Below are 15,183 nucleotides of genomic sequence, written 5' to 3'. Positions count from 1 at the left end.
GTTTAAGAGGCCCATGTCCCACTTTTGACCGAGTGAGACATGGGTCTCTTTGCGTGAACTCACGCCCCTTGTCCGGGAGGTCCCGCCGCATCCGTTCCGACCTGCATAAATGAGGGTTCATCGGATGCTCTTACGGGATGATTATCCGGTATGTCCGTCTTTGAATATGGCCGGTCGGTGTGATTACGGTCAGAACCGCTCGCACCGCGGGCCCCGTCGACCGTCACGCCGAATCCTGCCGTCGGTCGGAGGGAACAGACGCGAAAGCGCCGTAGGCAGGAGCGGGGGACCCAGGTAGGCGCTGGGCCCGGTCGTCGGGAGACGTACCGGGGCCGGCTAGGGGTGAAGTCGCGCCAGCAGCGCGGCCGGGCAACTCACTTGGCCCGAACCCGACAGCTCACCTCGTAGGCGTCGGTGAGGAGAAGACTCGATGCTGCTCAACCGCAAGGGCAACAAGCACCGCCGCCCCTCCAAGGCCGTCCGTGTCGCGACGCTCGCCGGTGTCGCCGGTGCCGCCGTCGCCGTGCCGCTGATGGGCGCGACCAACGCCTCCGCCGCCTCCGTCGCCACGTGGGACGCCGTCGCCCAGTGCGAGTCCGGCGGCAACTGGTCGATCAACACCGGCAACGGCTACTACGGCGGGCTCCAGTTCTCCCAGTCCAGCTGGGCCGCCGCCGGCGGTACGCAGTACGCGGCCCGCGCCGACCTGGCCACCAAGGCCCAGCAGATCGCCACCGCCGAGAAGCTCCTCGACATGCAGGGCCCGGGCGCCTGGTCCTGCGCCGGTGCCGGCAACCTGGCCAACGACGGTGTCGACCCGGGCGTCGACACCGGCTCCGGTGCCGCGAAGCAGGAGGCCGCCCCCAAGCAGGAGGCCGCCCCGAAGAAGGCCGAGCGCACCGAGGCCCCGGCCACCAACCGCTCCGACCGCTCGGACGCCCCGAAGGCCACGAAGAAGACGGTCACCACCCCGGCCGGCAAGAAGGTTGCCAAGGGTGACGGCGAGTACAAGGTCGTCGCCGGTGACACGCTGAGCAGGATCGCCGCCGACCACCACGTCAAGGGTGGCTGGGAGCGGCTGTTCAAGCTGAACAAGGACATCGTCCAGGACGCCGACCTGATCTACCCGGGCCAGCAGCTCCACCTGACGAAGTAGCGCACCCTCCGCGCCCCGCCGCGATCCCTCCTCGCTGATCGCTCGGGCCGCCCCGGCCCGGCACGCACTCCCCCCGTGTGTGCCGGGCCGGGGCACGCCGTATGGAGGGTGCCGGGCGGCCCGGGACCGTTCAACTGTTGTAGTTACTGGCTAGTAATTATCTGGTCTTTCGCCCCGGTATGCCCGCCCTTGGGTCCTTTTTCGTCCCAGGGGACGGGCGGTCGTCCGACGCAGACGGCCGGGCCGGTTAGGCTCTTGTCGCAAGGCCAAAGCGACCCTGCACAACCAGCGTCATATCCCAGAAGGAGATGCCTCGTGCCGTCCATCGACGTCGTCGTAGCCCGGGAAATCCTCGACTCCCGGGGCAACCCCACGGTCGAGGTCGAGGTCGGCCTCGACGACGGCAGCACCGGTCGTGCTGCTGTTCCGTCCGGCGCCTCCACCGGCGCGTTCGAGGCCATTGAGCTTCGCGACGGCGACCCCAACCGCTACCAGGGCAAGGGCGTCGAGAAGGCCGTCCTCGCCGTGATCGAGCAGATCGGCCCGGAGCTCGTCGGCTACGACGCCACCGAGCAGCGCCTCATCGACCAGGCGATGTTCGACCTGGACGCCACGGAGAACAAGGGCTCGCTCGGCGCCAACGCCATCCTCGGCGTCTCCCTCGCCGTCGCCCACGCCGCCTCCGAGGCCAGCGACCTCCCGCTGTTCCGCTACCTCGGCGGCCCGAACGCGCACCTGCTGCCCGTTCCGATGATGAACATCCTGAACGGCGGCTCGCACGCCGACTCCAACGTGGACATCCAGGAGTTCATGATCGCGCCGATCGGCGCCGAGTCCTTCTCCGAGGCCCTGCGCTGGGGCGCCGAGGTCTACCACACGCTGAAGAAGGTCCTGAAGACCAAGGGCCTGTCCACCGGCCTCGGCGACGAGGGCGGCTTCGCGCCGAACCTGGAGTCCAACCGCGCCGCCCTCGACCTCATCGTCGAGGCCATCAAGGAGGCCGGTTACGCCCCGGGCAAGGACATCGCGCTCGCGCTCGACGTCGCCGCGTCCGAGTTCTACAAGGACGGCAAGTACGAGTTCGAGGGCAAGTCCCGCTCGGCCGCCGAGATGACCGAGTACTACGAGGAGCTCGTCTCCGCGTACCCGCTGGTCTCCATCGAGGACCCGCTGTACGAGGACGACTGGGCCGGCTGGAAGATCATCACCGACAAGCTGGGCGCCAAGGTCCAGATCGTCGGCGACGACCTCTTCGTCACCAACCCGGAGCGCCTGGCCCGCGGCATCGAGGAGGGCTCCGCGAACGCCCTGCTCGTCAAGGTCAACCAGATCGGTTCGCTGACCGAGACCCTGGACGCCGTCGAGCTGGCCCAGCGCAACGGCTTCAAGTGCATGATGTCGCACCGCTCCGGCGAGACCGAGGACGTCACCATCGCCGACCTCGCCGTCGCCGTGAACTGCGGCCAGATCAAGACCGGCGCCCCGGCCCGCTCGGACCGCGTCGCCAAGTACAACCAGCTGCTGCGCATCGAGGAGATCCTCGACGACGCCGCGGTGTACGCGGGCCGCTCGGCGTTCCCGCGGTTCCGCTCCGCGAACTGACGAGTACGGCAAGGGCTGACGCCCCCCGCGGGAACCCCCCCGCCTCCGTCCGTCCCCGCGCCCGGTCACGTACCGTGTGCGGGGACGGACGTCGTAATGGGGAGGCGGGAACATGGCCGTGAAGGACCGGGACCGGTTCTCCACCGCGACCCGGCTGCGGCTGCTCGGTGAGCAGACCGCCGCCCGCGTCTACCGGTCCCAGAACCGGCGCCAGGCCCGCCGCTCCCGGCTCACCGGCCGGGCCGCCTTCCTGGCCCTGGTCGTCTGCTCCCTGGTCGTCGCCCTCGCGTATCCGATGCGTCAGTACGTGTCGCAGCGCGACGAGATCGCCGACCAGCGCAGGCTGGCCCGCGAGGCCGAGGCGCGCACCGAGGAGCTGCGGGACCAGAAGGCCCGGCTCCAGGACGACGCGTACATCAAGCGGCTGGCCCGCGAGCACCTGCACTACGTTCTTCCGGGGGAGACCGGCTACACCGTGGTCGACCCCGACGCGGCCAAGGAGCGCGACGGGAAGCCGGCCGACACGGACCGGCCCTGGCACTCCAACCTGTGGGACGGCGTGGACAGCGCCGACCGCGGCTGACGGCCGTCCCCGTCCCCGTACCTCTGCCGGACCGGAATCCGCGGTCCGAGCAGTCCGATCAGCACCCTAGGCAGGCATGGAAACGCCCCCTCCGCAGACCGAGCCCACCGTCCCCACCGAGGCGGACATCGCCGCGTTCCAGCAGCAGCTGGGCCGCCCGCCGCGCGGGCTGCGCGCCATCGCGCACCGCTGTCCGTGCGGCAATCCGGACGTGGTCGAGACGCAGCCCCGGCTGGAGGACGGTACGCCGTTCCCGACGACGTACTACCTGACGTGCCCGCGTGCCGCGTCCGCGATCGGCACGCTGGAGGCCAACGGGGTCATGAAGGAGATGACCGAGCGGCTCGGCAGGGACCCGGAGCTCGCGGCGGCCTACCGGGCGGCGCACGAGGACTACATCGCGCGGCGCGACGCCATCGAGGTCCTGGCGGGCTTCCCGAGCGCCGGCGGCATGCCGGACCGGGTGAAGTGCCTGCATGTGCTCGTCGGGCACTCGCTGGCGGCCGGTCCCGGCGTCAACCCGCTGGGCGACGAGGCGATCGCGATGCTCCCGGAGTGGTGGCGCAAGGGACCGTGTGTGTCACCGTGCGGCGAGCCGGGTACGGACGAGGGCTGAGGGGGCGGCAGACATGACGCGCGTGGCCGCCATCGACTGCGGCACCAACTCGATCCGCCTGCTGGTCGCGGACGCCGACCCCGTTACGGGGGAGCTCGTCGAGCTCTCCCGGCGCATGGAGATCGTCCGGCTGGGGCAGGACGTCGACCGGACCGGCCGGCTCGCCCCCGAGGCGCTGGAGCGTACGTTCGCCGTCTGCCGGGACTACGCGGCGGTGATCGAGGAGCACGGCGCCGAGAAGGTGCGCTTCGTCGCCACCTCCGCCTCCCGGGACGCGGAGAACAGGGACGACTTCGTGCGCGGGGTGCTGGACATCCTGGGCGTCGAGCCCGAGGTGATCAGCGGGGACCAGGAGGCGGCGTTCTCGTTCGCCGGGGCGACCAAGGAGCTGACCGGGCGCGACGACCTGGCGAAGCCGTATCTGGTGGTGGACATCGGCGGCGGCTCCACCGAGTTCGTGGTGGGCGACGACCGGGTGCGGGCCGCCCGGTCCGTGGACATCGGCTGTGTCCGGATGACCGAGCGCCACTTCGTGCGCGACGGCGTCTTCGCCGATCCGCCCTCGGCCGAGGGGGCCGACGCGGTCCGCGCCGACGTGGCCGCCGCCCTGGACCTGGCGGAGGAGACCGTGCCGCTCGCCTCGGCGGCCACGCTGGTGGGCCTCGCGGGGACGGTCACCACGATGGCCGCCATCGCGCTGGACCTGGCGGAGTACGACTCCGAGGCGATCCATCACTCCCGCGTCTCCCTGGCGCAGGTCCGGGAGATCACCGCGCGGCTGTTGGCCTCGACCCATGCGGAGCGCGCGGCGATCGGCGCGATGCACCCGGGGCGGGTCGACGTGATCCCGTCCGGTGCGCTGATCCTCCAGGCCGTGATGGAGCGGACCGGGGCGCGTGAGGTCGTGGTCAGCGAACACGACATTCTGGACGGAATCGCCTTTTCGCTGGCGTGAGCCTGGGTGCTCATGCGTCGCCCGGCCCGCACTGTTGAGTGGGTGGTACGTGCCTGGTGGGGCGGGGTCCGGGCCGCCCCGCGACCAACTTCGTGAACTTCTTCACAAGGAATTGCCCACCCCGGGCCCGTCTTCTGCTCCGGATGGGTCGCGTCGGAGGTGAGCGGGGTCACTCGGGGACCGGAGTGAAGGATTCCGGGAGTGTGGCGCCCGGGTGGGCCGGGAAGGCCGTTCGCCCGGGGCCGAGGGTCAAGGGCCAGCTCGCAGGCGGTGAACAACGTTCACCACTGTAACGGGGTTCCCGGTGCGGGTCATGACCTGGGTCACGTGGGCGGCGAACTATAGCAGAGGGTGGCCCCAACCTTGTGAAGGGGCTCACGAGCATGCCCCCCGAGTGGGGTGGATACTCGATGGCATGAGCACCACGGAGCGTCCCAGGATCCTCGTAGTAGGCGGTGGGTACGTAGGTCTGTACGCGGCTCGGCGCATCCTCAAGAAGATGCGCTACGGCGAGGCGACCGTCACGGTCGTCGACCCCCGGTCGTACATGACTTATCAGCCCTTCCTCCCCGAAGCTGCCGCCGGCAGCATCTCGCCTCGGCATGTCGTCGTCCCGCTGCGACGCGTCCTGCCCAAGGCCGAGGTGCTCACCGGCCGTGTCACCACGATCGACCAGGACCGCAAGGTCGCCACGGTCGCGCCGCTCGTCGGCGAGGCTTACGAGCTGCCCTTCGACTACCTGGTCATCGCGCTCGGCGCGGTCTCCCGTACCTTCCCGATCCCCGGCCTCGCCGAGCAGGGCATCGGCATGAAGGGCATCGAGGAGGCCATCGGCCTGCGGAACCACGTCCTGGAGCAGCTGGACAAGGCCGACTCCACGACGGACGAGGACGTCCGCCGCCGGGCCCTCACCTTCGTCTTCGTGGGCGGCGGCTTCGCCGGTGCGGAGACCATCGGCGAGGTCGAGGACATGGCCCGCGACGCGGCCAAGTACTACACCAACGTGAAGCGCGAGGACATGCGCTTCATCCTGGTCGACGCCGCCGACAAGATCCTTCCCGAGGTCGGTCCGAAGCTCGGGACCTGGGGCCGCGAGCACCTGGAGTCCCGTGGTGTCGAGGTCTTCCTCTCGACCTCCATGGACTCCTGCGTCGACGGCCACGTGGTGCTGAAGAACGGCCTGGAGGTCGACTCCAACACCATCGTGTGGACCGCCGGTGTGAAGCCGAACCCGGCGCTGGCCCGCTTCGGCCTGCCGCTCGGCCCCCGCGGCCACGTGGACACCACCGAGAAGCTTCAGGTGCGGGGCACCGACTACATCTGGGCCGCGGGCGACAACGCCCAGGTGCCGGACATGGTCGGCCGCAAGGCGGGCAACCCGAACGCCTGGTGCCCGCCGAACGCCCAGCACGCGCTGCGTCAGGCCAAGGTCCTCGGCGACAACGTGATCTCCGGGATGCGCGGCTTCCCGCAGGGTGACTACAGCCACGCCAACAAGGGCGCGGTCGCGGGTCTGGGCCTGCACAAGGGCGTGGCGATGATCGTCATGGGCAAGATGAAGATCAAGCTCAAGGGCCGCCTCGCCTGGTACATGCACCGTGGCTACCACGGTCTGGCGATGCCGACCTGGAACCGCAAGATCCGGATCTTCGCCGACTGGACCCTCGCGATGTTCCTCAAGCGCGAGGTGGTCTCCCTCGGCGCCATGGAGACGCCGCGCGAGGAGTTCTACGAGGCCGCCAAGCCGGCCCCCGCGCCGGCCGCCGCCAAGCCCGTGGCCGAGAAGGCCAAGGCTTCCTAGCCTCCGCCGGGCCGTAACGGCCGCAGTACGACGCCCGAAGGGGCCGTCCGCCATCCGTGGTGCGGACGGCCCCTTCGGCGTATCCGAGTACGAATTCGGAGTATCCGGGTACGAAGAGGACGGTGCGCGACCCGGGCCACGCCTCCGGCGGATGCATGTGCCGTGCACGCTTTTTTGCTGTTCCCTTGCCCGGTAGCGGGATGGGCGGGCCGTCGCAGACTGTTGTGGGGGATGTACCACGCCAAGGTGCCCCGGGTGCCGGGGCGTGGTCCGGGACATGTGTGGGCATGTCTGGGCACGTCGGGAACCACCGTCACGGAGGTGTGCGCCATGGCAGACGCCGCATTGCGGCTGACCGCTCTCGCCCAGCAGTTGCTGGGCCGACCCCTACCGGTCCGCGTCCGGGCCTGGGACGGCAGCGAATCCGGACCGCCCGGAGCCCCCGTCCTCGTCATCCGGAACCGCCGGGCCCTGCGCCGGCTGCTGTGGAAGCCGGGCGAACTCGGCCTGGCCCGCGCCTGGGTGGCCGGCGAGCTCGATATCGAGGGCGATCTGTACGAGGCCCTGGACCTGATGGCCGGGCTCATCTGGGAGCGCCCCGCCGACGCGCCGGGCGGGCTTGAGGTCCTGCGCGACCCGAGGGCGCGCGCCGCCGTCGCGGATCTGCTGAAGCTGTCCGGGCCCTGGCTGCCGCCCGCCCCGCCGCCCGAGGAGGTGCGCCGCCGCAGCGGCCCGCTGCACACCAGACACCGCGACAAGGCGGCCATCAGCCACCACTACGACGTGGGCAACGACTTCTACGAACTGGTCCTCGGGCCGTCCATGGTCTACTCCTGCGCCTACTGGGAGGACGCCGGGACCCTGGAGGGCGCCCAGCGCGACAAGCTCGACCTCGTCTGCCGCAAACTGGCCCTCAAGGAGGGCGACCGGCTGCTGGACGTCGGCTGCGGCTGGGGCTCCATGGCCATCCACGCCGCCCGCGAGTACGGCGCCCACGTCACCGGCGTCACCCTCTCCACCGAGCAGGCCGCCTACGCTCGGAAGCGCATCGCCGACGAGGGCCTGACCGACCGCGTCGAGATCCGGGTCCAGGACTACCGGGACGTCCGCGACGGGCCCTACGACGCGATCTCGTCCATCGGCATGGCGGAGCACGTCGGCTCCGTCCGCTACCGGGAGTACGCCGACGACCTCTTCGCCCTCCTCAGGCCCGGCGGGCGCCTCCTCAACCACCAGATCGGGCGGCGCCCGGAGCGGGACGAGTCGGCGTACGAGATCGACGCGTTCATCGACGCATATGTCTTCCCGGACGGGGAACTGGCCCCGGTCGGCCGGACCCTCGCGATCCTGGAGGAGGCCGGCTTCGAGGCCCGGGACGTCGAGGCGCTGCGCGAGCACTACGCGCTGACCCTGCGTCAGTGGGTCGCCAACCTGGAACGGGGCTGGGGGAGCGCCGTGAAGATGGTCTCGCCCGGCCGGGCCCGCGTCTGGCGGCTCTACATGGCCGCGTCGGCGCTCTCCTTCGAGCGCAACAAGATCGGTGTGAACCAGATCCTCGCGGTGCGCCCGGAGACGGGCGGCGCCTCGCGGATGCCGTTGCGCGCCCGGGCCTGGAAGGCCGACGCGACCGCCTGAGCGGCCGTAGCGCGTGACCGTTCGAGCGGCCGTGAAGCAGGGAAGGGGCCGGTGTCCGCGGACACCGGCCCCTTCCCTCGTACCGCTTGGGTCATTCGGTCTTGATGGCCGTCAGCATGTTGAGTTTGGCGGCGCTGCGGGCGGGCCACAGAGCGGCGAGCACGCCGACCAGACCTGCCAGGACCAGGAAGATCCCGATCCGGCTCCACGGGACGACCAGCACGTACTGCGGGATGCTCGCGGCGATGGTCTGTCCGATCGCCCAGCCGAGGAACAGTCCGAGCCCGATGCCGACGAGCGCGCCGAACAGCGAGATCACCACCGCTTCCAGCCGGATCATCCGCTTCACCCGGCGCCGGTCCAGGCCGATCGCCCGCAGCATGCCGATCTCCTGCTGCCGCTCGAACACCGACATGGCCAGGGTGTTGACGACCCCGAGCACCGCGATGATCAGTGCCATGCCGAGCAGGCCGTACATGATGTTCATCGCGATGTTGACGCTGCCGCCGAACAGGTCCCGGATGTCCTGACGGTCCATGATGCTCATGCCCGGGTTGTCGCCCAGCGCGTCCACCAGCGCCTGCTCGTTGGCCGCGCTCGCGCCGCCGTCGGTCTTGACCCAGACCTCCTGGATGTCGCCCTTGCCCTCGTGCGGGGCGACGGTGGCGCGGGGGATCAGGACCGGGGACAGGAACTCGTTGTCCTTGTAGAGCGCGCCGACCTTCAGCGTCTCCTTCTTCTTGTCCTGGTACGTGACCGAGACGGTGTCCCCGGGCTTCCAGCCGTGCGACTCCGCGGTCTTCTCGGCGACCGCGATCCCGCCCTTCTCCAGGGTGTCCAGGGAGCCCGCGACGGTGTCGACGGTGAGCACCTGCTGTACATCGCCCGGAGTGACGCCGGAGGCCGAGACGCCCTGCCCGCCGATCGTCAGCCAGACGGCCTGCTGGGGCGAGGCGGCGGTGACGCCGTCGGCCTTCTCCAGGGCGGTCAGCGCGGATTCGTCGAGCGCGTCACCGCTGGCCATCGAGACCATGTAGTCGGCCTTGATGTTGTCCGTGGTCACCTTGTCGACCGCCTGGCCGAGGGTGACGCCGAGCACCGAGATCCCGGTGACGAGGGTGAGGCCGATGGCCAGCGCGGACGCGGTGGCACCGGTGCGCCGGGGGTTGCGGACGGCGTTCTGCGCGGCCAGCTTGCCGGAGACCCCGAACAGCCGCCGCAGCAGCGGGCGTACGAGGGCGATCACCGGGCGGGACAGCAGCGGGATCAGGATGATGACGCCGATCAGCGCCAGGAACGTGCCGCCCCCGACGAGCAGCCGCCCGTTCGTCCCGGCCATGGCCGCACCGCCGAGGATGCCGGCGGCGCCGAGCAGCGTGATGACGCCGCCGATGGTGTTGCGCACGACCAGGGACCGGACCGTGGCCACCGCGTGCGCGCTGTTCATCGCGGCGACCGGGGGGATCTTCGCGGCCCGGCGGGCGGGCAGCCAGGCGGCGAGGACGGTGATCAGGACACCGACGGTGAAGGCGGCGATGACGGTGCCCGGGGCGACCACCAGCGGACCGGCCGGGATCTTGCCGCCGAGCAGGCCCATCGCGGAGCGCAGCCCGGTCGCGAGGCCGAGGCCCACGGCGAAGCCGACGACGGAGGCGATGAGGCCGACCACGGCCGCCTCCAGGAGCACCGAGCGCTTGACCTGGCGGCGCGACGCACCGACGGCGCGCATCAGCGCCAGCTCCTTGGTGCGCTGGGCGACCAGCATGGTGAAGGTGTTGGCGATCAGGAAGACGCCGACGAAGAGGGCGACGCCCGCGAAGGCGAGCAGCAGGGTGTTGAGGTTGCTGAGCCCCTCCTCGATCTGCTCGGCCTGCTCGTCCGCGCGCGCCTGGCCGGTCTTGGCCTCGGCGTCCTTCGGCAGCAGCGGCTTCACGGCCGCCAGCAGCTTCTGGTCGGAGGCGCCGGGCGCGGCGGCGACGGAGACGTCCTTGAACTCACCGGGGCGCAGGAACAGCCGCTGCGCGACCGGGGTGTCGAACAGGACCAGGCTGCCGCCGGCGTTGACCGCGCCGTCCTCGGTGGTGAAGACCCCGGACAGGGTGTACTCCTTCACCGGCCCGTTGGTGGCGACGCGGACCTTGTCGCCGACCTGGTACTTCCCCTTCTCCGCGGTGTCGCGGTCCAGCGCGATGCCGCCGGGCGCGGTGGGGCCCGTGCCGTCGGTGAAGGTGTACGCGGGGTCCTTGCCGTCCTCGCCGGGGGCGAAGTTGGAGCCGGAGTTGGACCAGCCGTTGCCGATGAGCTTGCCGTCGGGGTCGGCGACCCCGGCGAAGCCGTCGACCCGGCCGGTGACGGACGCGACGCCGTCCAGGGCCCGGATCTTCTTCAGGGTGGCCTCGCCGACCGCGGCGGTCTCCTTGTCGTGCTGGTCGGCGTGGGTGGTGACGGCGACGGCGATGTCGTCGTAGCTCTTGGCCGACTGGTTGCGGAAGGCGTTGCCGAGGGTGTCGGTGAAGACCAGGGTGCCGGAGACGAAGGCCACGCCGAGCATCACGGCGAGGATCGTCATCAGCAGCCTGGCCTTGTGCGCGAGCACATTGCGCAGGGCGGTACGGAACATGTCAGTCAGTCCTGGGTGTCTGCCGGCCCGGGGAACGGGGGGCCGGAGTAAGGGGTACGAAGCGCCGGTACGGGCCGGTTCAGCTGGTGCGGCCCTTGGCGTCGAACGCCTTCATCCGGTCCAGCACCCCGTCGGCGGTGGGCTGGATCATCTGGTCGACGATCGCCCCGTCCGCCAGGAAGATGACCCGGTCCGCGTAGGAGGCGGCGACCGGGTCGTGGGTCACCATCACCACGGTCTGGCCCAGTTCGCGCACGGAGTTGCGGAGGAAGCCCAGGACCTCGGCGCCGGAGCGGGAGTCGAGGTTGCCGGTCGGCTCGTCCCCGAAGATGATCTCGGGCTGCGAGGCCAGGGCGCGGGCCACCGCGACGCGCTGCTGCTGGCCGCCGGACAGCTCGGTGGGGCGGTGCTTCAGCCGGTCGGAGAGGCCCACCATGTCGATGACCCGGTGCAGCCACTCCTGGTTCGGCTTGCGGCCCGCGATGTCCATCGGGAGCGTGATGTTCTCCAGGGCGGTGAGCGTCGGCAGCAGGTTGAACGCCTGGAAGATGAAGCCGATCTTGTCCCGGCGCAGCTGCGTGAGCTGCTTGTCCTTGAGGGAGCCCAGCTCCGTCTCGCCGATGCGCACCGAACCGCTGCTGAAGCTGTCGAGGCCGGCCACGCAGTGCATCAGCGTGGACTTGCCTGAGCCCGACGGGCCCATGATCGCGGTGAACTCGCCCTGCGGGAAGTCCACGGTGACCCGGTCGAGAGCGGTCACCCGGGTCTCGCCCTCGCCGTAGACCTTGGACAGTTCCGTGGCGCGGGCGGCCACCGCGGTGGCGCGGTGAGCGGTGGACATGGTGGTCACAGCAGACTCCAGGGTGGGTGTGTACGGGACGGGACCCGCCCGGCGGCCCGCCGCTGCGGCGTCGGCCCCGGGTCAGGGGTACCACTCCATCGTCCCCGCCGGACGGCTGCCGGACGTCACTCCCGGTGCCCGTTCCCGGGGCCCTCTTGAGTCGCACGAACCGCCCGCCGGCGTCCTCCTCGGGTATGACATCCACCCCCGCGCGGCCTAGGGGGTGGGCTGCCGTGGCGCCATTTCCTGGGCCGGGGTGGGCTGCCGGGGCGCCCCCGTCGACCCGCGTGGCACCAGGCGGGCCGTCCGGTCCTCGCACCCCGCCGCGCCGCCGTCCGTGACCAGGGACAGCAGGGTCCGGGCCGCGAGGCTCCCGTACGCCGGGATGTCGCGGCTCAGCGCGGTCAGCGGGGGGCGGACGACCCGGGAGAGCTGGGAGTCGTCCCAGGCGACGAGTGAGAGGTCGTCCGGCACGTCGAGGCCCATCTCCTGGGCGACCGAGAGCCCGGCGACGGCCATGATGTCGTTGTCGTACACGATCGCGGTGGGCCGCCCGGGCGCGCTGACCAGGCGGCGCGTGGCGTGCGCCCCGTCGTCGCCGGAGTAGCCCGTGTGCACGACGACCGGCTCGCCGAGGCCCAGTTCGGCGCAGACCTCGCGCTGGGCCCGGTCGCGCAGGGCGGTGTGGTTCAGCTCCGGCATCCCGGCGACCCGGGCGACCGAGCGGTGGCCGAGGGCGGCGAGATACGCGAAGGTGTCGCGGACCGCCGCCGCGTCGTCGGACCATACGGCGGGCAGCGGGCCGGACGCGGAGGGGTGGCCGATCGCCACGGCGGGCAGGCCGAGTCCGGCGACGCCCTCGATGCGGGGGTCGGCGCCGCGCAGGTCGGTGAGGAAGACGCCGTCCACCCGGCCCTCGCCCCACCAGCGGCGGTAGACCTCCAGCTCCTGGGCCGGGTCCGTGACGACCTGGAGGAGCAGGGCGCAGCCGCGCGGCGAGAGCTCGGACTCGATGCCGCTGATCAGCTCCATGAAGAACGGCTCGACGCCGAGGAGCCGGGCGGGCCGGCACAGCGCGAGGCCCACCGCGTCGGCCTTGGCCCGGGTGAGGGCGCGGGCCGCGCTGTTGGGGCGCCAGCCGATCTCCTGCGCGATGGCCTTGATGGCGGACCGGGTCGCGGGGGAGACGCCCGGCCGGTCGTTCAGCGCGTAGGACACGGCGACCTTGGACACCCCGGCGCGGGCCGCGATGTCGGCGATCGTGGGGCGGTGCTTGGGCATGTGACCTCGCTTAACCGGTTCGTGCAGCGTGCGCATCCTAGCCGCCCCGAGGGATGCGCGCGGGCCCCTTCCCCGGCCGGGATCGCCCGGCCCACCTGTGCCGTACACGAAATGGGAGCGCTCCCGCACCCTTGACAGGGGCATGAGGTGGCCTTAACTTCACGGCACTTACCCGGTTCAGTAACTCCGCTCGGCAGGGACGGCGGGGAGAAGGAGGGACGATGGGCACGGGATTCCGGGGACGGATCGCGGCCACGCTCGCCGTGATCGCACTCGCCGCCACCGCGTGCACGGGGGGCGGCTCTTCGGGCGGCTCTGGCGGTTCCGGCGGCGGGGGAGGCGGCGCCCTTCCCCGTAACGAAACGCTCTACACCACCGGCACCCAGTGGGGGCCGCCGGCCAACTACAACCCGCTGCACAACTGGGACCACGCCACCGGCACCAAGGGCCTCGTCTACGAGACCCTGTTCCACTTCGACCCCAACGCGGGCAAGCTCACGCCCTGGCTCGCCGAGTCCGGCAGCTGGACCGGGGACAAGACCTACGAGGTGAAGCTGCGCCCCGGCATCAAGTGGTCCGACGGCAAGCCCCTCACCGCGAAGGACGTCGCCTACTCCTACGGGATCGGGAAGATCGAGGCGTCCGCCTTCCACAGCCTGTGGAGCTGGCTCTCCGACACCGAGGCGGTCGACGCCACCACGGTCCGCTTCACCTTCAAGGAGGCCCGCTACCAGGAGTGGGACTTCACGCTCTACGGGCAGCCCGTCGTACCCGAACACATCTGGGGCAAACGCTCCGAGAAGGAGGTCCTGGACGGAGTCAACGACAAGCCCGTCGGCACCGGCGCGTACACGCTCAAGAGCCACACCCAGGACCGGGTCGTCTGGCAGCGGCGCGACGACTGGTGGGGCGTCAAGGCGCTCTCCATGAAGCCCGCGCCCCGCTACATCGTGGACGTCTCCAACCCCAGCAACGAGGTCGTCATCGGCCAGCTCGGCCAGAACCAGCTGGACCTGAGCAACAACTTCCTGCCCGGCGCCGCCTCCCTGGTCAAGAGCAAGAAGGTCGTCTCGTACTACGACGAGCCGCCCTACATGCTCTCCGCCAACACCGCCTGGCTGGTGCCCAACACCACGAAGAAGCCGATGGACGACGCGGTCTTCCGCCGGGCGCTCGCCGCCTCCGTCGACACCGGCAAGATCGTCAAGGGCGTGTACGGGGGCCTGGTCAAGGCCGCCGACCCGACCGGGCTCCTCCCGCAGTGGGACACATACATCGACAAGGGCCTCGTCGCGAGCGAGGGCTTCACCTTCGACACCGCCGAGGCCAAGCGGATCCTCTTCGACGGCGGCTACAAGGACACCGACGGCGACGGCTTCGTGGAGAACAAGGACGGCTCCAAGATCAGCCTGAAGCTGGCCGTGCCCACCGGCTGGACCGACTGGATGGAGGCCGCCAAGGTCATCGCCTCGTCCGCCAAGGCCGCCGGGATCAAGATCACCACCGAGTTCCCCGACGCCAACGCCCTCAACGAACAGCGCGGCAAGGGCGACTTCGACCTCGTCGTCAACAACGAGCGCCAGCTCTCCAGCACCCCGTGGACGTACTACGAGTACATGTTCCAGCTGCCCGTCCAGAAGCAGCAGAACACCGTCAACTTCGGCCGCTACGAGAACGAGGACGCCTGGAAGCTCGTCCAGCGGCTCGGCGCGGTGAAGACCGACGACACCGAGGGCATGAAGAAGGTCATCTCGCAGATCCAGGACATCCAGCTGAAGGAGATGCCCGTCATCCCCCTCTGGTACAACGGCCTGTGGGCCCAGTCCACCACCGGCACCTGGACCAACTGGCCCTCGGACGCGCCCGGAGCGCCCAAATACGCCCCCGCGATGTGGCGCAACTGGCTGGAGATGGGCGGCTTCGAAGCGCTCACACAGCTGAAGCCCGCCAAGTGAAGCCCGCCGAGTGACACGGCAGTCCTGAGAGCGGCCGGCTCCCGAGGGGCCCTTCCCCCGGCCGGCCGCTCCCATTCCACGACCGCCCCGCCGCGCGCGCCGACCTGACCGCCGACCGCACGGCGGGGCTCTCTCCGG

General features: G+C 70.7%; 11 protein-coding genes and 1 riboswitch. Of the genes, 8 read left to right on the top strand and 3 right to left on the bottom strand.

What is annotated here, in order from left to right; all coding sequences use genetic code 11:
• The first annotated feature begins 257 nt into the window (after nt 1–257).
• Nucleotides 258–426, top strand: a riboswitch (cyclic di-AMP (ydaO/yuaA leader).
• A 4-nt stretch (nt 427–430) separates the two neighbouring features.
• The 7 genes from OG338_RS10700 to OG338_RS10670 all read left to right on the top strand — a co-directional run bounded on the left by OG338_RS10700 (nt 431) and on the right by OG338_RS10670 (nt 8,348).
• Complete coding sequence (locus OG338_RS10700; RefSeq protein WP_405937092.1) at nt 431–1,156, top strand: transglycosylase family protein; 726 nt, start codon at nt 431–433, stop codon at nt 1,154–1,156.
• Nucleotides 1,157–1,471: 315 nt separating this feature from the next.
• Nucleotides 1,472–2,758, top strand: coding sequence for a phosphopyruvate hydratase (gene eno, locus OG338_RS10695; RefSeq protein WP_405937091.1), 1,287 nt, complete (start codon nt 1,472–1,474; stop codon nt 2,756–2,758).
• Between the two features lie 112 nt (nt 2,759–2,870).
• On the top strand, nt 2,871–3,341 hold the full coding sequence (locus tag OG338_RS10690; RefSeq protein WP_405937090.1) for a septum formation initiator family protein: 471 nt from the start codon (nt 2,871–2,873) through the stop codon (nt 3,339–3,341).
• A 76-nt stretch (nt 3,342–3,417) separates the two neighbouring features.
• A complete protein-coding gene (locus OG338_RS10685) occupies nt 3,418–3,957 on the top strand; it encodes a DUF501 domain-containing protein (protein WP_405937089.1) in 540 nt (179 codons plus the stop codon).
• 13 nt (nt 3,958–3,970) lie between these two features.
• Nucleotides 3,971–4,912 (top strand): exopolyphosphatase, encoded by a 942-nt coding sequence (locus tag OG338_RS10680; protein ID WP_405937088.1) that lies wholly within the window; start codon nt 3,971–3,973, stop codon nt 4,910–4,912.
• Nucleotides 4,913–5,327: 415 nt separating this feature from the next.
• Nucleotides 5,328–6,713, top strand: coding sequence for an NAD(P)/FAD-dependent oxidoreductase (locus OG338_RS10675; protein ID WP_405937087.1), 1,386 nt, complete (start codon nt 5,328–5,330; stop codon nt 6,711–6,713).
• A gap of 330 nt (nt 6,714–7,043) precedes the next feature.
• Nucleotides 7,044–8,348 carry a class I SAM-dependent methyltransferase gene (locus OG338_RS10670; RefSeq protein ID WP_405937086.1) on the top strand — a complete coding sequence of 435 codons (1,305 nt, stop codon included), beginning with the start codon at nt 7,044–7,046 and terminating at the stop codon, nt 8,346–8,348.
• 91 nt (nt 8,349–8,439) lie between these two features.
• On the opposite strand, the gene OG338_RS10665 is transcribed toward OG338_RS10670, so the two are convergent.
• From OG338_RS10665 to OG338_RS10655, 3 genes are all read right to left on the bottom strand, one after another.
• Nucleotides 8,440–10,968 (bottom strand): ABC transporter permease, encoded by a 2,529-nt coding sequence (locus tag OG338_RS10665; RefSeq protein ID WP_405937085.1) that lies wholly within the window; start codon nt 10,966–10,968, stop codon nt 8,440–8,442.
• A 79-nt stretch (nt 10,969–11,047) separates the two neighbouring features.
• Nucleotides 11,048–11,818: an ABC transporter ATP-binding protein gene (locus OG338_RS10660; RefSeq protein ID WP_404000490.1), complete on the bottom strand. Its 771-nt coding sequence runs from the start codon at nt 11,816–11,818 to the stop codon at nt 11,048–11,050.
• Between the two features lie 207 nt (nt 11,819–12,025).
• Nucleotides 12,026–13,090, bottom strand: a complete 1,065-nt coding sequence (locus OG338_RS10655; protein ID WP_405937084.1) for a LacI family DNA-binding transcriptional regulator — start codon at nt 13,088–13,090, stop codon at nt 12,026–12,028.
• A gap of 221 nt (nt 13,091–13,311) precedes the next feature.
• Between OG338_RS10655 and OG338_RS10650 the strand changes: the two genes are divergently transcribed.
• Nucleotides 13,312–15,045, top strand: a complete 1,734-nt coding sequence (locus OG338_RS10650; protein WP_405937083.1) for an ABC transporter substrate-binding protein — start codon at nt 13,312–13,314, stop codon at nt 15,043–15,045.
• The last annotated feature ends 138 nt before the right edge of the window (nt 15,046–15,183 follow it).

It is taken from the genome of Streptomyces sp. NBC_00726, assembly GCF_045161735.1.
GTDB lineage: Bacteria > Actinomycetota > Actinomycetes > Streptomycetales > Streptomycetaceae > Streptomyces.
This window is presented reverse-complemented; position numbering and strand designations above follow the sequence as displayed.

Excerpts from the sequence above, each read along its gene's own strand:
- OG338_RS10700 (WP_405937092.1), top strand. The coding sequence starts at position 431 with ATGCTGCTCAACCGCAAGGGCAACAAGCACCGCCGCCCCTCCAAGGCC.
- OG338_RS10690 (WP_405937090.1), top strand. The coding sequence starts at position 2,871 with ATGGCCGTGAAGGACCGGGACCGGTTCTCCACCGCGACCCGGCTGCGG.
- OG338_RS10685 (WP_405937089.1), top strand. The coding sequence starts at position 3,418 with ATGGAAACGCCCCCTCCGCAGACCGAGCCCACCGTCCCCACCGAGGCG.
- OG338_RS10680 (WP_405937088.1), top strand. The coding sequence starts at position 3,971 with ATGACGCGCGTGGCCGCCATCGACTGCGGCACCAACTCGATCCGCCTG.
- OG338_RS10675 (WP_405937087.1), top strand. The coding sequence starts at position 5,328 with ATGAGCACCACGGAGCGTCCCAGGATCCTCGTAGTAGGCGGTGGGTAC.
- OG338_RS10670 (WP_405937086.1), top strand. The coding sequence starts at position 7,044 with ATGGCAGACGCCGCATTGCGGCTGACCGCTCTCGCCCAGCAGTTGCTG.
- OG338_RS10665 (WP_405937085.1), bottom strand. The coding sequence starts at position 10,968 with ATGTTCCGTACCGCCCTGCGCAATGTGCTCGCGCACAAGGCCAGGCTG.
- OG338_RS10655 (WP_405937084.1), bottom strand. The coding sequence starts at position 13,090 with ATGCCCAAGCACCGCCCCACGATCGCCGACATCGCGGCCCGCGCCGGG.
- OG338_RS10650 (WP_405937083.1), top strand. The coding sequence starts at position 13,312 with ATGGGCACGGGATTCCGGGGACGGATCGCGGCCACGCTCGCCGTGATC.